Annotated in this window: 19 protein-coding genes; 17 read left to right on the top strand and 2 right to left on the bottom strand. The window is 63.6% G+C overall.

Features of this window, described 5'->3' with window-relative positions:
* Positions 1 to 2: 2 nt before the first annotated feature.
* Positions 3 to 3,392: an O-linked N-acetylglucosamine transferase family protein gene (locus FVW59_RS02460; protein ID WP_148062633.1), complete on the bottom strand. Its 3,390-nt coding sequence runs from the start codon at positions 3,390 to 3,392 to the stop codon at positions 3 to 5.
* A gap of 164 nt (positions 3,393 to 3,556) precedes the next feature.
* The gene (locus tag FVW59_RS02465) at positions 3,557 to 4,750 is read right to left on the bottom strand and encodes a FliC/FljB family flagellin (RefSeq protein WP_148062634.1); all 1,194 of its coding nucleotides are present in this window, start codon (positions 4,748 to 4,750) and stop codon (positions 3,557 to 3,559) included.
* A 254-nt stretch (positions 4,751 to 5,004) separates the two neighbouring features.
* On the opposite strand from FVW59_RS02465, the gene FVW59_RS02470 reads away from it, so the two are divergent.
* The 17 genes from FVW59_RS02470 to cheZ all read left to right on the top strand — a co-directional run bounded on the left by FVW59_RS02470 (position 5,005) and on the right by cheZ (position 21,096).
* Positions 5,005 to 6,696, top strand: coding sequence for a PilZ domain-containing protein (locus FVW59_RS02470; protein ID WP_148062635.1), 1,692 nt, complete (start codon positions 5,005 to 5,007; stop codon positions 6,694 to 6,696).
* A gap of 139 nt (positions 6,697 to 6,835) precedes the next feature.
* Entirely contained in the window at positions 6,836 to 8,182 is a 1,347-nt protein-coding gene (fliD, locus tag FVW59_RS02475; protein ID WP_148062636.1) for a flagellar filament capping protein FliD, read from the top strand.
* A gap of 48 nt (positions 8,183 to 8,230) precedes the next feature.
* Positions 8,231 to 8,695 carry a flagellar export chaperone FliS gene (fliS, locus tag FVW59_RS02480; RefSeq protein ID WP_148062637.1) on the top strand — a complete coding sequence of 155 codons (465 nt, stop codon included), beginning with the start codon at positions 8,231 to 8,233 and terminating at the stop codon, positions 8,693 to 8,695.
* Between the two features lie 28 nt (positions 8,696 to 8,723).
* Positions 8,724 to 9,101, top strand: coding sequence for a flagellar protein FliT (locus tag FVW59_RS02485; protein ID WP_187275715.1), 378 nt, complete (start codon positions 8,724 to 8,726; stop codon positions 9,099 to 9,101).
* Between the two features lie 15 nt (positions 9,102 to 9,116).
* Positions 9,117 to 10,127, top strand: a complete 1,011-nt coding sequence (gene fliK, locus FVW59_RS02490) for a flagellar hook-length control protein FliK (RefSeq protein ID WP_148062639.1) — start codon at positions 9,117 to 9,119, stop codon at positions 10,125 to 10,127.
* Positions 10,120 to 10,395: an EscU/YscU/HrcU family type III secretion system export apparatus switch protein gene (locus tag FVW59_RS02495; protein ID WP_148062640.1), complete on the top strand. Its 276-nt coding sequence runs from the start codon at positions 10,120 to 10,122 to the stop codon at positions 10,393 to 10,395. The genes fliK and FVW59_RS02495 overlap by 8 nt, the downstream gene beginning before the upstream one ends.
* Positions 10,396 to 10,717: 322 nt before the next feature.
* On the top strand, positions 10,718 to 11,056 hold the full coding sequence (locus FVW59_RS02500) for a flagellar transcriptional regulator FlhD (RefSeq protein WP_148062641.1): 339 nt from the start codon (positions 10,718 to 10,720) through the stop codon (positions 11,054 to 11,056).
* A 2-nt stretch (positions 11,057 to 11,058) separates the two neighbouring features.
* Entirely contained in the window at positions 11,059 to 11,586 is a 528-nt protein-coding gene (flhC, locus tag FVW59_RS02505) for a flagellar transcriptional regulator FlhC (protein WP_148062642.1), read from the top strand.
* Between the two features lie 180 nt (positions 11,587 to 11,766).
* Positions 11,767 to 12,642, top strand: coding sequence for a flagellar motor stator protein MotA (gene motA / locus FVW59_RS02510; RefSeq protein WP_148062643.1), 876 nt, complete (start codon positions 11,767 to 11,769; stop codon positions 12,640 to 12,642).
* Complete coding sequence (gene motB, locus FVW59_RS02515) at positions 12,639 to 13,508, top strand: flagellar motor protein MotB (protein ID WP_148062644.1); 870 nt, start codon at positions 12,639 to 12,641, stop codon at positions 13,506 to 13,508. The genes motA and motB overlap by 4 nt, the downstream gene beginning before the upstream one ends.
* Before the next feature lie 2 nt (positions 13,509 to 13,510).
* Positions 13,511 to 15,571, top strand: a complete 2,061-nt coding sequence (gene cheA / locus FVW59_RS02520; RefSeq protein ID WP_148062645.1) for a chemotaxis protein CheA — start codon at positions 13,511 to 13,513, stop codon at positions 15,569 to 15,571.
* Positions 15,568 to 16,065 (top strand): chemotaxis protein CheW, encoded by a 498-nt coding sequence (locus tag FVW59_RS02525; RefSeq protein ID WP_148062646.1) that lies wholly within the window; start codon positions 15,568 to 15,570, stop codon positions 16,063 to 16,065. Before cheA ends, FVW59_RS02525 begins: the two co-directional genes overlap by 4 nt.
* Positions 16,066 to 16,123: 58 nt before the next feature.
* Positions 16,124 to 16,969 (top strand): CheR family methyltransferase, encoded by an 846-nt coding sequence (locus FVW59_RS02530; RefSeq protein WP_246139600.1) that lies wholly within the window; start codon positions 16,124 to 16,126, stop codon positions 16,967 to 16,969.
* A gap of 118 nt (positions 16,970 to 17,087) precedes the next feature.
* Positions 17,088 to 18,149, top strand: a complete 1,062-nt coding sequence (locus FVW59_RS02535) for a protein-glutamate methylesterase/protein-glutamine glutaminase (protein WP_148062647.1) — start codon at positions 17,088 to 17,090, stop codon at positions 18,147 to 18,149.
* Positions 18,150 to 18,198: 49 nt separating this feature from the next.
* Entirely contained in the window at positions 18,199 to 19,935 is a 1,737-nt protein-coding gene (locus FVW59_RS19785; protein ID WP_148062648.1) for a methyl-accepting chemotaxis protein, read from the top strand.
* A gap of 58 nt (positions 19,936 to 19,993) precedes the next feature.
* On the top strand, positions 19,994 to 20,380 hold the full coding sequence (cheY, locus tag FVW59_RS02545) for a chemotaxis response regulator CheY (RefSeq protein WP_281290170.1): 387 nt from the start codon (positions 19,994 to 19,996) through the stop codon (positions 20,378 to 20,380).
* A gap of 29 nt (positions 20,381 to 20,409) precedes the next feature.
* Positions 20,410 to 21,096, top strand: coding sequence for a protein phosphatase CheZ (gene cheZ / locus FVW59_RS02550; protein ID WP_222711402.1), 687 nt, complete (start codon positions 20,410 to 20,412; stop codon positions 21,094 to 21,096).
* Positions 21,097 to 21,197 lie beyond the last annotated feature (101 nt).

Genomic DNA, 21,197 nt, shown 5'->3' on the forward strand with positions numbered 1-21,197 from the left:
TCCTATTGCGGGTTATAGGCATATTCCTGCCAGCGCTGGGCCAGTACATCCCTGCTGATATTCTCGCGGATCCTGAATACACCGGCGGTATCGCAGCGCTCAACGGTTTCCAGGAAATCCAGTACGCAGTGATAGACGGGGCGGTCCCAGAAGTCGTGGATGAACAGTCGCGCCTCTTTGCTGACCTGGTGATCCAGGCAGTGCGCAATCGTTGCGAGGGTGCAGGCGACGCGGAAGCGCCCGTCGATGAGAATCATGTCAAAGCCGGTATCGTGTGCTGCGATAGCGCGGCTGTAGTCCGGAAAGCGCTCGCGACTTCCGGCTGAAACAGGGAAGCCCCACTCCCGTGTCGGACCGATATCGACAGACTTCACCCGGCACTGTTCGCCAATGCGCTGCCTGAGTGCCGCCACCCACTTGGCATCGCTCTCCACACCCTCTACCTGCAGGCCTTTTGCGGCTGCCCAAACGGTGGATCCGCCGCTACCGAACTCAAAGTAGCGCCCGGCAGATTCAAGGCTGCGTTTGAACATCTCCGCTTCAGCCGCGCTCATGTGCGGCGCATCGGGAATCTTCGGCATGCCGGCCGCGGGGTGGCTGGCTTCATTCGCCGTGCTGCGGGTGAGGGGGGCGGTAAGACTGTCCAGATAGCGCTGCGCCAGGTCGCGGTCAATGCCGTGCAGCAGTTCCCAGGACAGGTCGTGGATGCTGAACACTGTGTGCAGCAGGTAGGCCAGCTTGCTGCGCCGCTCTGCGGGCATTGCGGCAAGGCGATGGTCATCGGGAATCAGCAGGGCATCGCCGCTCAGCAGCTCGCTGTGCTGGCTGCTGCCCTGCGCTGCCGGCCGGGGCAGGCGGCTACCGTGTGCAAGGTCATTGAGGCGATACAGGCGGAATCCGTTCTCGAGCGCCCACGCCAGCACCGCCCCGAGCTCTGTCTGGCGCTGGTGTGTGGGCTTGAATACCACTCTCACCTGCAGCAGCAGGGCATTTGCCAGCGCTTCCTGTCCGTGCGTGAGAATGGTGGCGCTGTCGCTGTACTGATCCAGTATCAGCCAGTCGATCTGCTGCAGTCCTTCAATCTGGTCCAGTTGCAGCGAGGCAATGGGCATCTCCGCGAGAATTCGCCTGCCATTGGCAGGGTCTGCTCCGGCGGCGTCTTGCGGCAGCGGAGCTAGCGTCGCACTGAAGCCGGGGTCGAGGGTGGCGTAAAGGGTGCCCTGGGAGCCGTCACCCAGGGTGGCATGCCGGAACAGCTGCACATCGCTGTCAGTGGCGTCCTGATAGCGGGTGTCTTCGACACTGCCGGCGGGATCAAAACCCACAGCGACAAAAGTCCCCTGCTTGCGCATTTCGTCAAAACCCGCATCGCGGAACAGACGGGCGCCGTTGTCTACCACCACGACCGGCCCGGGCAGTGACCAGGAAAACGCAGCGGCCCCATCGCCTGCGGCCTGCGGCAGGTCGATCGGACCATCGTCATCGGCAAAACAGGGGCGGCCCTGCTGGTCGAAGGCCAGCGCGGCGGGCGTATGGCCGCGGCAGTGGCGCACCCAGATTGCGCGCAGGGCCCTGGTAAAGTGAGTGGCGAAACGAGAGGCGTCTGTCACTGGTGATTCCAGCAGAACGCTGCGCAGGTAGCGCCGGATTCGAGCCAGACTGTCGGGGTCGCCGGCCAGCTCCAGAACGCGTTGGCGATACTCCTCCCAGCTGTTGACCACCAGCTCGGGCATGCCGGCATTGACCAGGTGGGACGCAGAATGACGGCCGGCAAAGGTTGGGCCGGGAAGGCTGACCACCGGTACACCCATGAGGAAAGCCTCGCAGGTCGTCAGGCCGCCGGAGTAGGGCCAGGGATCGAGTGCGATGTCCACCCGGTTGTAGGCATCCAGCAGCTCCTCGTGGGGGGAGGGGCCCTCGATGATCAGGCGCTGTTCTTCAATGCCGAGGGCCGCCATGCGATCGACGACGATGCGAACCCGCTGGGCGCTCTTGTACTGCATGCTTTTCAGGTAGAGCCGCGAGTCGGGCAGGTCGTGCATGATGGCCGCCCACTGCTCCAGTACCATGTCATTGATCTTTATCGCATTGTTGAAGCAGCCCAGGGTGATGTAGCCATTTTCCAGTGCCGGCAGCGGGCCTACGTCCGGCTCGTAGCCATTCGGCGGCACATAGCAGATGTAGTCATCGGGCATGCGGATCAGCTTCTCGACATAGGCATCGTCCACCCCGGCAGGGGTCTCGACGCTGTCGCTGAGAAGGTAGTCCATGGCCCTGATACCGGTGGTGTTGATCAGTCCGCCAACCCACTTGAGCTGCAGGGGAGCAAGGCGGCTCGACACCGCCATTGCCCGGTTGCCGGCATTGTGGCCGGCGAGGTCGATGAGAATGTCGATGCCGTCCCCGCGCACCTGTTCGACAACCTGCTCGTCGCGCATGGCCTGCATGCTCATCCACTGTGTCGCGACGCGTTTCAGGCGTTGGGTAATACCGTCGCTGGCGTTGTTGGTGCTGTAGAAATAGAGGGCCATCTCGTTGGCTGACACCTGTTCCAGTACCGAGGTGATCATCCGGCCGACCGGATGCCCGCGAAAACCATCAGAGATCAGGCCGATGCGCAGGCGCTTGTTTTCCGGCTGTTGACGGTCGAAGACAGGGGGCGGCAGGGTCGGTGGAAAGCGATCGTGCCAGCTCTTGCAGAGCGCGGAAATTTCCTCTGCGCTGCGTTGCGGGTGGTAGTGGTAGCTGGTGATCAGGTTGGAGAACGGCCCCGGAGCCGTGGGTGAGGCTTCGTGGGCGCGTCGGTAGCTCTCCAGCCCGGCGTCCAGGTCGCCGAGTGCGTTGTGGATATTGCCCAGATTGTTCCAGGACAGGTATTTCTCGGGGGCCAGCGCAGCGGCCTTTTCCAGCACCTCCCGCGCCCGCTCGTAGTCGTGACGGTACAGCAGGATATTGCCCAGGGTATTGAGCATGTCGACGTCACCGGGGATGAGTTCGCAGGCGCGCTCGGCAAAGGGCAGCGCCTGGTCGTAGCGCGCCTGCGTGTAATAGATGTAGCCGATGTAGTGCTGGGCCTTGGCGTAGTCCGGGGCGATGGCGATGGCCTGGTGCAGCAACTCCAGCGCCGCCTCGGGCCGTCCCAGCAGGTGCGAAACCTTGCCCTGCAGGGCCGCGGCTTCGGCGTCGTCCGGTGCCAGGGCGCGAGCCTGGTCGGCAGCGGCGAGGGCATTTTCCAGATCGCCCTGCGCGGAGAGTTGCGAGCAGCGCTGCTTCCACTCGCGCAGCTTGCGCGGTTGCCTGAGCGTGGCCGATTCACCCTGGCGGGGGCTTGTCGTGCGGTTGGCCTGGTTGCGTTTGCGTTGCTGGGCGCGGGATGAACTGGCTCGGGTCATGGGGTTTCCTGCGGGAGTTGGGAATTTCCAGCCCACTAGGCTAACGCCGCGGCGCGCCAGCCTAAGGCTCGATTAAGGCCGCGCTGATGGCCTATTTTCCCGGATAAAAAAAAGGCTCCCCGAAGGGAGCCTGAAAACATCGTGTCCGTTTTCCGGGCGGGGGATTAGCCCAGCAGGGACAGGACGTTCTGGGGTACCTGGTTGGCCTGGGCCAGAACCGAAGTGCCAGCCTGTTGCAGGATCTGCGCGCGGGTCATGTTGCTGACTTCAGCGGCGTAGTCTGCGTCCTCAATGCGCGAGCGCGCGGCGGAGAGGTTGGTTTCGTTGGTCTGCAGGTTGGTGATGGCAGACTCGAAGCGGTTCTGGATGGCACCGAGGTCGGAGCGCAGCTCGTCGACCTGTTTCAGGGCGCTGTCCAGCTGCTCCAGCGGGTTGGCGGTGGAGGCGCTCAGCAGGTCGCCGGCGTCAAGCTTGGTGCCGTCTACGCTGAAGTTCGCAGTGGTGGCCGCAGTGGTGATGTCCGCTTCTGACGGATCCAGTGCAACCTGGAAGGTTACTGCGGTGCCGGATGCGGCTTCAATCCCTTGCAGGCTAAGCGCCTTGGCCTCGGATTCAGATTGCGCGGTGATGGTGACATTTACGTACCAGTTGCCGTTGTCGTCAACTTGTGCAGTAGCAGCGGTTGCGACGGCGGTGGTGGATACACCCAGGTTGGTAGCCAGTTCGTCACTGAAGCCGGTGGCGGCAACAGCGTTGTTGGCGATACCCGTGGCAACGCCGTAGGCGTCTTCGTAATCGGCAGTTGCAGCCGCAGCGAGACCTGCGCCCGGGCCGTTGACGTTGAAGCTGTCCAGGCTCAGGGTGCTGGCAGTGATTTCTTTCAGGTTGACGCTGATGGACTCGCCATCGTTGGCACCGACCTGGATGTTCAGGCTGGTGTCTTTTGCCAGCACTTTCACGCCGTTGAAGTCGGTCTGCTCGGAGATACGGTCGATCTCGGTCAGACGCTGGTCGATTTCAGCCTGGATGGAAGCCTGGTCATCGGCAGAGTTGGTGCCGTTCTGGGATTGAACGGTCAGCTCGCGGATGCGCTGCAGGTTGTCGTTGACCTGGTTCAGGGCGCCTTCTGCAGTTTGCGCGACGGAGATACCGTCGTTGGCGTTGCGCTGGGCCTGGGACAGGCCGGTGATTTGCGCGCTCATGCGGTTGGCGATGGCCTGGCCGGCGGCGTCGTCTTTGGCGCTGTTGATACGCAGGCCGGAAGACAGGCGCTCCATGGCGGTTGACAGGGCACTCTGGGATTTGCCCAGGTTCTGCTGGCCGATCATTGCGGTAATGTTGGTGTTGATCACTGACATAAGTATGTCCTTCTGTTTTCGACTGATTCGTTAAAAGTCCGGCGGTGTCGTTTCAGTCGAGCTGATCGCGGTTCCGCCGCAACGGCGCCAAATGCCGTTACCCCATATCTCGGCGGATTTGTCCCAAGCTTTAGCCCTGCAATTTTCAAAAAGTCGTCGGCACCGGATAGCTAAAGAATCCCGGTGCAGCGCCGATAGACGGGAGGAGTGCCGTCACTGGCACAGAATGCGGGGTAGAGGCGGAGCGCAGCAGTATGAATGAGGACAGGGCGCCGGGCCGGGTGCATGGCCCGGCCGCGGTAGAGGAACTGATGGCAACGCTGACCCTGCCCGGGGTCGCCGCGCTGGAACTGGGTGAGGGCAGCGACAAGCCGCTGCCCGTGGTGGTGGAGCGCGCCGTACCCGGGGAGAGTGTGGTGGTTGATATCACCGCCACCGGCCATCACGCGCCGGCCATTATGCGCCAGCGCGAGCTGCGTTTGGTCGGCCGTCACGCAGACGGCTTGCTGCGCACGCCGCCCCTTCCTTTATTACGCGTTGAGGTCGAGGGTGGGCGGCAGCGCTGTTATTGCGAATATCCTGCTTATATAGAGCAGCACCAGCGGCGTGACAGTTACCGGGCCGCCCTGCGGCTCGGCATGCACGCGGGCGTCCTGTTGCGACTGCCTGACACCTCGGGTGCCATTCAGGGCGATCTGCGGGACTTGTCCATGGGTGGTTGCCAGGTGCGGCTGCCGGGCTCCGCTGCCGAAGGGCTGGAGGGCACCGCGGAGCTGGAGCTGTGCTTTGTCAACGGTACCCGCTTTGTGGTGAATGCCAGGGCGAGGCGACATTCAGTGGAGGCGGGGGGAGCCGTTGTCGAAGTTGGCTTTGAGTTTCTCCCGCTTGGCAATGAGCAGGATCGCCAGCTTTGGTACCTGGTGCGCGAAATCGAGCGCGAGGCCGCCCGCAGCGCCAGCGACGAGGATTCCGCCCTGCAGCCTTCTCCGCTCTTTGCTGTCGCGCGCGAAGGCGAGGCGGAAGTCGGGCTGGGCAATGGTTACAACTACGCCACGCCGATGGCGCGGCGGCTGGCGCGGGTGGCGGACTACCTGAGCGGGCAGTTGCTGGAATTGCGCGAGGGCGCTCCGGTCGACCCGGCCCTGCTATCGCGTGCCGCTGACCGCGTGCTGGTGCTACAGGATGAGGACAGGGAGGCACTGTTGCTGTCCCTGCCCCTGCTGCCCGTTCAGCGCCCTGTCATCCAGCAGGCACTGGCGCTTGCTGTGCGCCTGGTGGATATCGGTGCCGCCCTGCGCATGCCGCGGGAATTGCTGAAGGCGCTGGCCGCCTGTGCGCTGATCCACGATCTCGGCCGCTTTCTGGGCGAGCCGGGGACAGCGCAGGGGGGGCGAGTGGAGGGTGGCAGCCAGAGGCGCGCCGAGGGGCTGGACCAGTTGCGGCCGCGACTGCGGCGCTGCCAGTGGTTGTCGGATGCCGTGCGGGAGGCCGTGCTGGAAGGTGCCTACGAGCGCCTGGACGGCAGCGGCGAACCGCATGGGTGGCGCGGCGATGAATTGCATGAACTGACCCGCCTGACCAGTGTGGCGGTAGAGATCGAGCAGCTTGCCTGGCCCGCCGCCGGGCGCGAGGCGCTGGATATCGTCGCTATCCGCCAGCACTTGTTGCAGCGTGAAGCCGCCTTCGACCCGCGCTGGGTGCAGCGCTATTTCAGTCACTTCGGCCAGTTGCCAGTCGGCGCGCCGGTGGCGCTGGAAGACGGTCGCTGTGGCTGGGTGGCGGCGCTGGACGAGCAGCGGCGCCCCGGCGCGGTGCAGCTCTGCGCGCGGGAGCAGGCCTGGCCCTCAGCCCCCCTCGACACACAGTCACTCGGCGAGCGTTTGCAGGGCGCCGGGCTGGCGGCGGCGGGGCCGCTGCGTGCCGTGGCGCGCTCGCGGTCGCCCTGATACCGGCCCGGATTGGCCTAAAGAATTTGTGGCGCAGGCCGAAAGCAGTAAATAGCGTGCCGGTGAGGCTCTGTTTCACCCTTGGGTTATGGCGAACTGGCGCACAATACGCCACTGATGGACGAGGTAAGTGAAAACTATGGCGAGTATTTCTTCTCTGGGCATTGGCTCCGGGCTGGATCTCAGCGGCCTGCTGGATCAGCTGGAATCCGCCGAACGGCAGAAGCTGACACCCATCGTCGCCCAGCAAAACAAACAGCAGGCGAAGATTTCTTCCTTCGGCCTGCTGGACAGCGCTCTCGACCAGCTCAATAGCGCCGTGGCCAAGCTGGCTTCGCCGGACCTGTTCTCGACAGTGAAGGCGAGCAGCAGCGGCGATGCGGCTACTGTCACCGCCGATGCCGAGGCGCTGCCCGGCACCTTCCAGGTGGAGGTACAGCAACTGGCGCGCGGCTACAGCATCGCGACTGCCGGTGTGGCCGACCGCGAGGCCGACCTGGGGGCGGGGGTAATCACCCTGACCCTGGCCAGCGGGGATACCGCCGACATCGACATCGACGCTGACAACAGCTCGCTGGAAGATATTCGCGATGCCATTAACGCCGCCGATGCCGGCGTGTCGGCCTCCCTGGTCAACGACGGCAGCGGTAGCCCCTGGCGACTGGTGCTGGCGTCCAGCGAGACAGGGTCGGAAGCGGCTATCGCGGCGGTGGATTTTGGCGCGCTGGCGGGGAGCCTGAGCCTCGATGCCGGCACCGAGGTGGCGGCCCGGAATGCCGAGTTGAGTGTCAATGGCATCGCCATCCAGAGCCAGTCCAACAGCGTCGCCGACGCCATTCAGGGGGTGACCCTGAACCTCGCGGAGACCGGCAGCCTGGAGCTGGAGCTGGAGCGGGACAGCGAAAAGGCAAGCAATGCCGTGCAGGGCTTCGTCAACAGTTACAACGCACTGCAGAAGACCATCGGTAGCCTGAGCAGTTACAACAGCGATACCGGTTCTGCCGGCATGCTGCTGGGCAACAATACGCTGCGCTCCATCGAAACCCGCCTGCGCGATGGCATGAGTACCGTCGAGAACAGCGGCGCGCTGGGTATGCTCAGCGATATCGGTGTCTCGCTGCAGCTCGACGGCACCCTGTCCCTGGACAGTGACCGCCTCGACGAAGTCGTCGCCGCACAGCCCGGAGACCTGGCCGCCTTCTTTACCGGCGATGGGGAGAACGGCTTTGCCAACCGCCTGGCCGACCTCATCGACCCGATGGTGCAGGACGGCGGCCTGATAGACAGTGCCACCGACGCCCTGGACGACAGTATCGACGCCCTGGGCCTGCGCTACGAGCGTATGGAGCAGAGCATCGCGGCAACGGTGAGTCGCTACCGCAGCCAGTTCAGCCAGCTGGACAGCCTGATAGCCACCATGAACTCCACCAGTAGCTACCTGACCCAGCAATTCGACATGATGAATGCACAGCTGGGCCGTAAGTGAAGCCAACAAGGGCGGTGAAATGAAAGTACAGCAAAGGAGCGTCCGGCCATGATGAACCGGCGAGGAGCTGCCGCGGCCTGGCGCCAGGGCCCCGGCAGCTATGCCAGAGTGGGGGTGGAGAGCGACGTGCTGTCCGCCAGCCCGCACCGTTTGATAGAGATGCTGTTCGACGGTGCGCTGAGCGCCATTCGAACCGCGCGGTTGCAGCTCGAGAACGGTGACAGGGGCGCCAAGGGTCTGGCCATTTCCAAAGCCCTGGATATCGTCAACAACGGCCTCCTGGCGGCCCTCGATGAGGAGCAGGGCGGTGACATCGCCGCACAGCTGGCCGCCATCTACTACTATGTGGGGCGCCTGTTGCTTAAAGCCAACCTGCACGACGACGACGACAGCCTGGCCGAGGCGGGGCGCCTGTTAGAGGATATCGCCTCCGCCTGGCGCCAAATCGGTGCCGGCCGGCAGGCCGCTGGCGCCACCGAGATCAGGGAGGCGATCCCGGATGCCGGCATCTGAGCCAGGTAGCAGTGGACGCCCGGCGTCCGTGACCATCAAAACAGGAGAAGAGTTGCTGGCCGTTTACGAATCGCTGGTGCTGATGACCCGGGCCATGCTGGAACTGGCGCGCAACCAGCGCTGGGAAGAGCTGATCCGGCAGCAGGCACGCTACGTGGTAGAGGTGGAAACCCTGCGGCGGCACGAGGCCGGATTGTCGCTGGACAATGATCAGCGCGAGCACAAGGCACTGATGCTGGAGGCCATTCTCGCCAATGACCTGGCCATTCGTGACCTGTTGCTGCAGCGCAGGGACGAGATTGGCGAGCGCCTCGGTACCGCGCAGCGCCGCCGCAGTCTCAACCGGGTCTACCGCCAGGGTACTGCCCTGACGTCCGATGAGACGCGGCTGACCGACGAGTACTGAGGGCGGATAGGCGACGTGGCTGGCCTGACTCCCCTGCTGGACACGCTGCTGCACCAGGTGCTGGGCAAGCGCGTGGACCTGCAGCCAGCGCGCGCCCTCAATGAGCCGGTCAAGCCCCTGCAGGCGGCCATTGCCCCCCAGGCCGTGCACAGTGATTCGCGCCTGGATCCCCGGGCGCTGCTGCCACAGAGCCTCCTTGCCGGCGATGCCGGACACCCGGTGGCGCGCCCCGCGGCGGACACCGCCGGCGGCGGTAGCGCCGCCACACTGCAACTGAGTCCCGCCGCCCGGGAAATCGCCAGCCTGCTGGCGCGCTATCCCGCGCCGCCATCGGTACTGCGCGGATCACCGCTGCAAAGCGAGCCGGGCGCGCCGCCGGAACCGGCGGTGCTGGCCCGGGCGGTGCAGGGCCAGATTGCCCGCAGCGGCCTGTTCTACGAATCCCACCTGGCGCTCTGGTATCGCGGTCGCCTGCCGCTCGCGCAGCTGGCTCTGGAACCGCAGATGACCGACAGCGCCCGACCGGCGGCGCCGCCCCCGGGCGCCAGCGCTGCATTGCCGCCAGCCGAATCCGATGCCCCCCGCAGACAGTCCCGGGAAGAGGGCACTGTGGCGCGCTTGCCCGACACGCTGGCCAGCGTCCTGCGCCACCAGCTGGAACTGCTTGCCACCCCGGTGGTGCGCTGGGAGGGTGAGGTCTGGGAGGGCCTGTTTCTGGCGCTGGCGATATTTGCGCCGGAAGTCGCCTGGGGCGATGCCCGCCGCCGGGGCGATGAAGCGGCAGAGGGCGACGCCGCCGATGCCGAAGAACAGGCCTGGAGTACCGAACTGGTGCTGGACCTGGCGCAGCGCGGCCGCCTCCAGGTCAGGATGACGCTGGTGGCGCAGGCGCTGAGCCTCGAACTGACCGCCGCCACCGAGCTCACCGACAGCCTGGCGCAGCGCGGGGAGGGACTGCGCACCCGTCTGGTCGACTGCGGCTTCCAGCCGGTCAACCTGCAATTCCGGATACTGGCCGATGAGTGACGAGCCGACCTCGCGCCGTCCGCCGTCCCGCGCCGCGGTGCTTGCCTATGGCGATCCCCATACCGCGCCGCGCCTGGTGGCCAGCGGCTATGGAGAGCTGGCGGAGCGTCTGATCAGCGAGGCCCGCCGCCACGGACTCTACGTTCACAGCGAGCCGGCGCTGGTGCAGCTGTTAATGCAACTGGATCTCGATCAGCGCATTCCCGACCCTTTGTATCGCGCCATTGCCGAGGTGCTCGGCTGGCTGGCGGAAGAGGACGAAGCGTGATTCGCAGGTGTCTCTGCGCCGGGTAAAAAGCCCCATCCGGCGGACTTTCTGATGGAAGTGAAACGTGGGTCACATTTTGATAGGGCATGTCACATTTAAACAATCATTCTCAAAAGTTATTATTGTGCGCAATCAGAAAGACACCGATCCGGTCAGGTTTGCTAAGGGATTTTGTTTCCGAACCGGTTCACAGAAGTGTCGATTGTCTTGCAGGGAAGCAAAACGGCCTGGAGGAATCCGCAGCCAAAAAATGCGGGTCCGCCAATACTTGGTAGGGATCGGGGTGAAGCGCCCCGGCCGTCGGTAAACAATGGGCAAGACCATGACCACACACACTGAAGACCTGGTGGAAATCCAGGATCTCAACCTGACTTATCTGCTGATCGCACAGCGCCTCCTTAAATCGGATTTCACCACCGCTCTGATGCGGCTGAAGATCGATGACGATCTCGGGCGCCATCTCCTGTCGCTGAGCGCGCGTCAGGTCGGGCGCCTGGCGCGCAACAACCAGATGCTGTTCCGTCCCTGTCTGGACGGCGCTGCACAACTGGCGCAACTGACCCACAACGTCCGCGACCAGGGCATGGACCTGCTGCACGGCTCCCTGCTGATGGCCTCGGCGCCGCTGTCGGGCATGCCGGCGACCGCAGAGGGCGTCTGAGGGTGGCAGACAAGAGCCTTGTCACTGAAATGCAGCAAGTGCAGCTCGCCATCGAGTTAATCGAACTCGGGGCGCGGCTGCAGGTGCTGGAGTCAGAGACCGAACTGAGCCGGGGACGCCTGATACGGCTGTACAAGGAAGTGCGCGGAATGTCGCCACCGAAGGGCATGCTGCCCTTCTCGACGGACTGGTTCATGACCTGGCAGCCGAACATTCACTCGTCCCTGTTCTACAGCTACTACCAGCGCCTGACGCGGACCCTGGGCTGCACCCGGATGGAAGCCTTCACCAAGGCCTACCGGATGTACCTGGAGCAGCTCTCCCTGGACGATGCAGAACCGGTGCTCGGTCTCACCCGCGCCTGGACCCTGATCCGCTACTTTGAAAGCGGCATGTTCGAGGTGAACCCCTGTACCCGCTGCTCGGGGCAATTCGTCATGCACGCCCATACCCCGGCCAGCGAGTACGTATGCGGGATCTGTCTGCCTCCTTCAAGGGCCGGTAAAACCGCGCGCAGCGTCAGCGCCTGACGCGGGGCCTACCCGGCCCCGCCTGATCCATATTCCTGCTTCTACCACCGGGGGTGTGAGCTTTCGCGCTACCCCGTTTCCACCTTTTGCTGTCGACTGACGAGTCTGCCTCAAGAACTCGCCGGGCCTGCCGATAGTCAGGTCAGAAGCTATCCACGTCGGCAGGAGAAGGTCTCGGTTGTGCTAATACCCCTCGGATTTATTATCGTCGCCGCATCGGTTTTTGGTGGCTTTGTGCTGGCTGGCGGCCACCTGGGCCCACTGGTGCAACCCACGGAGATTCTGATTATCTGTGGTGCGGCCATCGGTGCGTTCATTGCCGCCAACAACGGCAAGGCCATTCGCGCCACCCTGAACGCGACATCCCGGCTCAAGCGCACCAAGCGCTACGACAAGGCCACCTACATGGAGCTCATGGCGCTGCAGTACAAGTTGCTGTCGAAGATGCGTCGCGGCGGCATGCTGGCTATTGAGCAGGACGTGGAAAAGCCGGAGGAGAGCGACATTTTTTCCGAGTATCCACGCATCCAGTCCGATCCGATGATCATGGGCTTCATCACCGACTACCTGCGCCTGATGGTCAGCGGCGGCATGGAGCCGATGGAAATCGACGAGCTGATGCTGCACGAGATCGAGGCCTTTGAGCACGAGGCCCACATCCCCGTCGATGCGCTGAGTAAAGTGGGCGATGCGCTGCCCGCCTTTGGCATCGTGGCCGCTGTACTGGGGGTGGTGAACGCCCTCAGCCAGGCGGATGCCGGCGTGGAGAAAATGGGCCTGATGATCGCTCACGCCCTGGTCGGCACCTTTCTCGGCATTCTGCTCGCCTACGGTTTTGTCAATCCGCTGGCGAGCCGCATCGACCGCCAGGTCCACGAGGCTGTGAAAATGCTGCAGTGCATTCGCGTCACGCTGCTGGCAACCCTTAACGGCTATGCGCCACAACTGGCGGTGGAGTTCGGGCGCAAGGCGCTGCATACCGCTGAACGCCCCAGCTTCAGTGAGCTGGAGAACCACGTGCGCAATCCCGGCGGGCTGGAGACGGAAACGGCATGAGCGATGGCGCACGCCCCGTCGTTATCCGGCGGCCGAAGAAAATCACCGTCGCCCACCACGGCGGCAGCTGGAAAATAGCCTACGCCGATTTCATGACGGCACTGATGGCCCTGTTTCTGGTGCTGTGGATTTTGTCCAGCGCCACACCGCAGCAGTTGCGCAATGTGGCGGAATACTTTCGGACACCCCTGTCCGTGGCGCTGGCCGGCGGTGACCGGCAGACCTCCAGCACCAGCGTCATTCCCGGTGGCGGTGCCGATCCAACCCATGTGGACGGTGAACGGCAGAGGACTGAGTTGCGCCTGGAAACGCGCGCCACAGATATTCAGCGACAGTTCGTTGCCCTGCAGAAGCGCATAGAGTCGGTGGTAAAAGCCGACGAAGGGCTGCGCGAACTGCTGCACCAGATTCGCTTCGACATGACGCCCTACGGACTGCGCATCCAGCTTGTCGACACTGACCAGCGCCCCATGTTCGAGAATGGCAGCGACCGCGTCGAGCCCTATATGCGCGACCTGTTGCATGTGCTGGCGCCACTGCTCAATGAGATGCCCAACAAGTTGAGCATCAGTGGTCACACCGACAGTGCGCCCTACGCGGCCGGGGTGGTTGGCTACAGCAACTGGGAGCTGTCGGCGGATCGAGCCAATGCCTCGCGACGTGAACTGGTGTCCGGCGGTTTTGAAGACAGCAAGCTGCTTCAGGTGATGGGCATGGGCGATCAACTCCCCCTCCCGGGCAGTGAGCCCCGCGATGCGGCCAATCGCCGTATCACTCTGGTCGTACTGAACCGGGAGGCGGCGACGCTGATCCTGGATCGGGTACAGGAAGCGATGTTGGCCAGTTCCGCACTGGCGATGGAATAGCGATGGATATCAGCGAATTTTTTGACACTTTCTACGAGGAAGCTCTGGAACTGCTGCAGGAGATGGAGCAGATCCTGTTGACGCTGGACGTTGAGGCGCCCGACAGCGAAGAGCTCAACGCCATATTTCGCGCCGCCCACTCGATCAAGGGCGGGGCCGGCACCTTCGGTTTGACCGAGCTGCAGCAGACAACCCATCTACTGGAAAACCTGCTGGACGCGACCCGCCACGGCGAACTGTGCCTGCGGCGCGACATCGTAGACACCTTTCTGGAAACCAAGGACATGCTACAGGAACAACTGGAAGCCTACCGCGCCGGTGAACAACCCGATGCCGAAACCTTTGAGCGTATCTGTGCTGTGCTGCAGCAGATGGCCGAAGCGGAAATCGGGCGCGCGGTGTCCTCCGCCGACGCAGCACCGGCGCCTGCGGTGGCGCCACCCGCGGCGAAGAGCGCCGTAAGCGGCGGCGCTGCCGAAGACGACAGCGACCTGCTGGAGGTGAGCCTGCTGGGTGTCGGCGACAAGGATCGTGAGTTGCTGATTGATGAACTGTCCCAGCTCGGTGAGATTGTGGCGCGCGAGGGAGACGCCCAGCAGTACCGGGTTACCCTGCGTTGCGGGGTCAGCCCCGACGATGTCGAGGCGGTCATGTGCTTCATCGTGGAGCCGGAGCAACTCTCTATCCGGCCGGTGTCCAGCCAGCAGGCCGGCAGTGAGTCGGTGCCGGCCCCCGCAGAGCCGGTCGCGCAAGTGGCCGCGGCGGCGACGGCCGACGACGCAGACGCACCTGCGGAACGAAGGAAGCCCGCAGCCGATGCCGGTAAAGGCGGGGAGAGCAACTCGATCCGGGTGCCGGTGAGCAAGGTGGACCAGATCATCAACCTGGTGGGCGAGCTGATCATCACCCAGTCCATGATCAATCAGGTGGCCGAAGGCGCCGCCGGCACCGCCGCGCTGAACAACGGGCTGAACCTGTTGCAGCGCAACTCACGCGACCTGCAGGAAGCGGTGATGTCCATTCGCATGGTGCCGATGGACTATGTATTCAGCCGCTTCCCGCGCCTGGTCCGGGATCTGGCCGCAAAGCTCGGCAAAGAGGTCGAGCTGGTGACCGAGGGCAAGTCGACCGAACTGGACAAGGGGCTGACCGAGCGCATCATCGACCCGCTGACCCACCTGGTGCGCAACAGCCTGGATCACGGCATTGAGGACCCGGCTACCCGCCGCGCCGCCGGCAAGCCCGACGCCGGGCAACTGCTGCTGTCGGCGACTCACCAGGGCGGCAATATCCTGATCGAAGTGCGCGACGACGGCGCCGGCCTCAATCGCGACCGGATTCTGGCCAAGGCCCGCAGCAGCGGTATCGCCGTGTCGGACAGTATGAGTGACGAAGAAGTTTGGCAGCTGATCTTTGCGCCGGGCTTCTCCACTGCGGTGGAAGTCAGCGATGTGTCCGGCCGCGGCGTGGGCATGGATGTGGTGAAGCGCAATATCCAGTCCATGGGCGGCCATGTGGAAATTCTCTCGCAGCCAGGTCAGGGCACCCGCACCCGAATTGTGCTGCCACTCACCCTGGCCATCCTCGACGGCATGCTGATCCGGGTCGGTAGCGAAACCTTCATCCTGCCGGTCAACGCCATTATCGAATCCCTGCAACCGCGGGAAGACGATCTCTACAGCATGGGTGGCGGCGACCTGCTGCTCAAGGTGCGCGAGGACTATCTGCCGGTGGTGCCGGTGGGTCAGGCCATGTCGGTGGCCAACGCCGTAGAGGATGTCACCAAAAGCATCACCTGCGTAGTGCAGGGCGAGGGGCGTCGCTATGCCCTGCAGGTCGACGAACTGATCGGCCAGCAACAGGTTGTGGTCAAGAACCTGGAGACCAACTACCGCAAAGTGCCGGGCGTATCGGCTGCCACCATCCTCGGTGATGGCAGCGTGGCCCTGATTCTCGATATCGGCGATTTGCAGGAGTTGAGCCAGGGCCGGCGCCGCACCGCAGCGCCCCCGGCGGGGGAAAAATCTTCAATACAGAAGCAGCCAGAAGAGGCACTGATATGAGTCAAAGCACGGCATTGCGCGACGCGACTGAAAAAAGCGGCGAGCGCGTGGAGTTCCTGGTGTTTTCCCTCGGCGACGAGGAGTACGCCGTCGATATCCTGAAAGTGCAGGAAATTCGCGGTTACGACAACGTCACCCGCATCGCCAATACACCGGACTTTATCAAAGGTGTCGCCAACCTGCGCGGCGTGATCGTTCCGGTGGTCGACCTGCGCATCAAGTTCCGGCTCGACAAGGTCGAGTACACCGAGCAGACCGTGGTCATCGTGGTGAGCATCGAAGACCGTATTGTCGGCATTGTGGTCGACGGCGTGTCCGATGTGATGAGCCTCGGTGCCGAACAGATCAAGCCCGCTCCGGAGTTCGGGGTCAGCATGCCGGTGGACTACCTGAGTGGTCTGGGCAGCATCGACGACCGCATGCTGGTGCTGGTGGATATCGAGAGGCTGCTCACCAGCGAGGAAATGGCGCTGATGGAACGTGCCGCCAGTTGATTGTGATTGACCATTTCGACCGGCGGGACTGACCCGCATCTGCTACAGGTAAGCTCGATTGAACGCCATAACTGAAGCCCCATCACAGGCAATGCCTGCCCTGCGCGAGTTGATCCTGGCACAGCGGGATTTTCATCGTATCCGCGATCTGATCTATCGCCACGCCGGCATTGTCCTTGCCGATCACAAGCGAGAGATGGTGTACGGCCGCCTGGCGCGCCGGGTGCGAGCCCTGCAGGTGGACAGCTTTTGCGACTATGTCGACCGGCTGGAGGAGCGTCCGGGTGACCCGGAGTGGGAGCATTTTATCAATGCGTTGACCACCAATCTCACCTCCTTCTTTCGCGAGCCCCATCATTTCCCTTTGCTGGCCCAACACTTTGCCGGTCGTCGCGACCGGGTCAGGGTGTGGTGTGCAGCGGCATCCACCGGTGAGGAACCCTATTCCATCGCCATTACCCTGCGGGAAGCGCTCGGTGGGCAGGTGCCCTTCGAAGTGGTTGCCACCGACATCGATACCGATGCCCTGGCGCGGGCGCGACAGGGTGTGTACCGACTGGATCAGCTCGGCAAGCTGGAGCAGGAGCGCCTGCACCGCAACTTCCTGCGCGGCAGCGGCAGTATGGCCGGCTATGCGCGGGTGCGACCGGAAGTCGCACAGCACGTATCTTTCAGTCCGCTCAACCTGGTGTCCACTCGCTGGCCGGTCGAGGGGCAGTTCGACGCGATTTTTACCCGCAACGTCATGATCTATTTCGATCAGTCTACCCAGTCGCGGATTCTCGAGCGTATTGCCCCGTTGATGAAGCCGGACGGACTGCTGTTTGCCGGCCACTCCGAGAGTTTTTCCTATGTCAGTGAGCGGTTTCGCCTCCGCGGGCAGACGGTTTACACCCTGGCATGACTGATGCGGCGGGTGATCAGCTGCCGCGCCGTTTTTGCCTAAAGGGCGTGAACGTGCGGCCGATAGAGTTAAAGAACCCACGGCTATCAGGCCGTGGGAGCCATCGAGGAGAAGGCAAGTGAAAGGGGCCAAGTTGCGAGTGCTCTGCGTTGATGACTCGGCTCTGATACGCGACCTGCTGCGACAGATCATCGACAGCCATGCTGATATGGAGGTCGTGGCGGTGGCGCCGGACCCGCTGGTGGCCAGGGACCTGATCAAGCAGCACAGTCCCGACGTCATCACCCTGGATGTGGAAATGCCGCGTATGGACGGCCTCGATTTCCTCGAGCGGCTGATGCGCCTGCGCCCGATGCCGGTGCTGATGGTGTCCTCCCTGACCCAGGCCGGCTCCGAAGTGGCACTGCGTGCGCTGGAACTGGGCGCCGTCGATTTCGTCGAGAAGCCGTCTATCGGTATTCGCAACGGCATGCTGGATTACAGCGACCTGATCGCCAGCAAGCTCAGGGCCGCGGCGAGCGCCCGGGTGCGCCGCCACGAAGCCGCCCCGAGGGAGCGTGCGACGGTGCTGCGGGCGCCGCTGGTATCGAGTGAGAAGCTGTTCATCCTCGGCGCTTCTACCGGCGGCACCGAGGCCTTGCGCAGCATACTTGAGCGCCTGCCGGCCAATGCGCCGGCCACCCTGATCGCGCAGCACATGCCGGGTGGCTTTACCCGCTCCTTCGCCCAGCGCCTGAACCGCTTGTGCCAGATCGAGGTGAAGGAAGCTGAAGACGGCGAGCGCATCCTGCCGGGACACGCCTACATCGCCCCGGGGGACTCCCACCTGCGCCTGGCGCGCAGTGGTGCGAACTACATAGCCCGGCTCGATGGTGGGCCGCCGGTCAACCGTCATCGGCCCTCGGTGGATGTGCTGTTCAAATCCGCGGCCGAGCAGGCAGGGCGCAACGCCATTGGCGTGTTGCTGACCGGCATGGGCAAGGACGGCGCGCAGGGCCTTTTGACCATGCGCGAGGCCGGAGCGCAGACCGTGGCACAGGACGAGGCCAGTTCACTGGTGTTTGGCATGCCCCGCGAAGCGATTGCCCTGGGCGGAGCCGGCGAGGTGCTGGCGCTGGATGACATCGCGCCCTCGCTGCTGGCCAAGGCTGCGGCGTCGGGCCGGGCACAGCGCGTCTAGGGCGCAAACACTTTTTTACCAATCTCAATCAAGCAAAGGAATCGACAGAATGATAAAGCTGCTGCGGAACCTGAGAATCAACGTGGCGATGGCCACCGTGCTCTTCTGCTTTGCTGCACTGATCGGTGTAGTGGCGGCGCTGGGCTATATGGCCAGCCGTACTGCGAGCGACTCGCTGGAGCTCATTGAGCAGGAGAGCGTGGTGCAGGTCGACCACATCAACATTGCAACCAGCCTGCTTAACAGCGCCCGGGTAAAACTGGAGATGGCGGTCAACTACCTGGCCCAGGATCGCAGCCTTAACGCCGAGCGCCAGATGAATACTGCGCTGGTGGAGCTGGATGCATCGCAGGCGCGCCTCGATGCCTTCCTCGCCGAGCCGAAAAGCGAGGAGGGGATGGAGCATGTGCTGGCGATCGAGAGCAACTTCAGCGAAGTGATGGAGCTGGTGCGGGAACAGTACGGCGCACTGGAGAAAGGCGATATTGCCGATTTTGATTCCCTGCGGCAGATGCTGGTACCGCCCAGTGACGGCCTCACCGAAGGTGTCAACGACTTTGTGGCCTACGCGGAAAACAACCGCGTGACCATGATGGAACGCTATGGCGAGCAGGTCGAGCAGTTCAGCCTGATTGGCCTCGGCCTGCTGGGACTCACTGTGGTGATGGTTGTTGTTATCTATCTCGGCCTGCGCTTCCTGGTGATCCTGCCGCTGTACCGCGCGGTGGAAAGCCTGCAGCACATCGCCGACGCGGACCTTTCGCATCCCATCGATGTGCCGGGCAACAACGAGATCGGCAAACTGTTCGCCGCCATGAATGACATGCAGCAGAGCCTGACCCGCATCGTGACCGATGTGCGCGATAGCAGTAATTCGATCTTTACCGGTACCACGGAAATTGCCAGCGGTAACAACGACCTGTCCTCGCGCACCGAACAACAGGCGGCGTCGCTGGAGGAAACCGCGACCAGCATGGAAGAGCTGACCGCAACGGTGAAGCAGAATGCCGACAACGCGCGCCAGGCCAGTGGGCTGGCCAGCGACGCGTCCCATACCGCAGAGCGCGGTGGCCAGGTGGTCGACCGGGTAGTGGATACCATGCAACGCATCTCGGAGAGCTCGCGCAAGATTGCCGATATCACCGGGATGATCGATTCCATCGCGTTCCAGACCAATATTCTCGCGCTGAACGCCTCGGTGGAGGCCGCTCGTGCCGGTGAGCAGGGACGCGGCTTTGCCGTGGTGGCGGGGGAAGTTCGCAATCTCGCTGGCAGCAGCGCCGATGCCGCCCACGAAATCAAGCAGCTGATCGAGAACTCTGCCGCCCAGGTGGACGAGGGCTCGCGCCTGGTGGCCGAGGCGGGTGAAACCATGAAGGAAGTGGTGAGCGCGGTGAAACGCGTGACCGACATCATGGATGAAATCTCCGCGGCATCGCAGGAGCAGAGCAGCGGTATCGACCAGGTCAGCAGCGCTGTGAGCCAGATGGATGAGGTGACCCAGCAGAACGCGACGCTGGTGCAGCAGGCCGCAGCCGCCGCGGCGTCGCTGGAGGAGCAGGCGCGACGCCTGGAGCAGGCGATGGCAACCTTCCGGCTGATGGAAGCCGGGCGCGAAGTGCAACTGGCGGAAAGGGTGGACCGGATAGCGGAAGAGCGCCGCCAGGCGGCCAACGACCAGGAACCGGTTGCCGCGAAAGCGCGGCCCCTGGCTGTGGCGGCGAGCGGCGGCCACGCGCTGCCGCTGCGGGACGGCGCAGCCCAGGGCGACTGGGAAGAATTCTGAACAGCGGCTGGCACCGGGTAGCGGCGCGCAGCAAGCAATATTGACGAGGCAAGTAATGATGGACAAGAACATGAGTATCCTGGTGGTGGATGACTTCCCCACCATGCGCAGGATCATTCGCAGTCTGCTCAAGGAGCTGGGCTACAACAACGTCGACGAGGCAGAGGACGGGCAGGAGGCGCTGGCCAAGCTGCGCGGCGGCAGCTTCGAGTTCGTGGTATCGGACTGGAACATGCCCAACCTGGACGGACTGGAGATGCTCAAGCAGATCCGCGAGGACAGTGCACTGCAGTCGCTGCCGGTGTTGATGGTGACGGCGGAGGCGAAGAAGGAAAACATCATTGCCGCGGCCCAGGCCGGCGCCAATGGCTATGTCGTCAAACCCTTCACCGCGGCAACGCTGGAGGAGAAACTCAACAAAATCTTCGAGAAGCTCGGTAACTGACGGTGCCGGCAATGGCAGGAGACTTGAGTATGACGATGAATGTGACGCCGCTGCCCGCTGCCGAGGGACAGACCAGCGATGAACTGGTACAACGGGTCGGTCAGCTGACCCGCATGCTGCGCGACAGCATGCGCGAACTCGGCCTGGACAAGGAAGTGGAAAAGGCCGCCCAGGCGATTCCCGACGCCCGCGAAAGACTGACCTACGTAGCCTCGATGACGGAGCAGGCCGCCGAGCGCGCCCTCAATGCCATCGATCGCGCCCAGCCCCTGCAGACCGAGCTGGAAGAGAAGGCGCGGGAACTGGACGAGAGCTGGAAGGGCTGGTTCGAGGCGCCCCTGGAACTGGACTCGGCGCGCGATCTGGTGACGGAAACCCGGGGATTCCTGTCGGCCATACCGGAGCTGACCCGCGCCACCAACCAGGAACTGCTGGAAATCATGATGGCCCAGGATTTCCAGGACCTGACCGGCCAGGTCATCAAGAAAATGATGGACGTGATTCGCGAGGTGGAGCGCCAGTTGCTGCAGGTGCTGCTGGACAGCGTGCCGGAAGGGCGCGAGCGGGAGGACATGCAGCGCCGCTTGAATGAACCCACCGAGCAGCGGCAGCAGGCGGATTCCCTGCTCAATGGTCCCCAGGTGGGCGAGGGGGGAGAAGACGTGGTCAGCAGCCAGGACCAGGTGGACTCCCTGCTGGACGAGCTGGGCTTCTGATGTCCCCGCGGGCCCGGGCCTTTTGAATCCCGGGCTGCATCCTCTCTACGGTGCGCTGCGCTAGCCGAGAATAGCGCGCTTTTGCATGCGTTAATTGCCGC

The sequence above is a fragment of the Parahaliea aestuarii genome, assembly GCF_008064635.1.
GTDB lineage: Bacteria > Pseudomonadota > Gammaproteobacteria > Pseudomonadales > Halieaceae > Parahaliea > Parahaliea aestuarii.

Coding starts and splice junctions, on each gene's coding strand:
- FVW59_RS02460 (WP_148062633.1), bottom strand. CDS start 3,392: ATGACCCGAGCCAGTTCATCCCGCGCCCAGCAACGCAAACGCAACCAG.
- FVW59_RS02465 (WP_148062634.1), bottom strand. CDS start 4,750: ATGTCAGTGATCAACACCAACATTACCGCAATGATCGGCCAGCAGAAC.
- FVW59_RS02470 (WP_148062635.1), top strand. CDS start 5,005: ATGAATGAGGACAGGGCGCCGGGCCGGGTGCATGGCCCGGCCGCGGTA.
- fliD (WP_148062636.1), top strand. CDS start 6,836: ATGGCGAGTATTTCTTCTCTGGGCATTGGCTCCGGGCTGGATCTCAGC.
- fliS (WP_148062637.1), top strand. CDS start 8,231: ATGATGAACCGGCGAGGAGCTGCCGCGGCCTGGCGCCAGGGCCCCGGC.
- FVW59_RS02495 (WP_148062640.1), top strand. CDS start 10,120: ATGAGTGACGAGCCGACCTCGCGCCGTCCGCCGTCCCGCGCCGCGGTG.
- FVW59_RS02500 (WP_148062641.1), top strand. CDS start 10,718: ATGACCACACACACTGAAGACCTGGTGGAAATCCAGGATCTCAACCTG.
- motB (WP_148062644.1), top strand. CDS start 12,639: ATGAGCGATGGCGCACGCCCCGTCGTTATCCGGCGGCCGAAGAAAATC.
- cheA (WP_148062645.1), top strand. CDS start 13,511: ATGGATATCAGCGAATTTTTTGACACTTTCTACGAGGAAGCTCTGGAA.
- FVW59_RS02525 (WP_148062646.1), top strand. CDS start 15,568: ATGAGTCAAAGCACGGCATTGCGCGACGCGACTGAAAAAAGCGGCGAG.
- FVW59_RS19785 (WP_148062648.1), top strand. CDS start 18,199: ATGATAAAGCTGCTGCGGAACCTGAGAATCAACGTGGCGATGGCCACC.
- cheY (WP_281290170.1), top strand. CDS start 19,994: ATGGACAAGAACATGAGTATCCTGGTGGTGGATGACTTCCCCACCATG.
- cheZ (WP_222711402.1), top strand. CDS start 20,410: ATGACGATGAATGTGACGCCGCTGCCCGCTGCCGAGGGACAGACCAGC.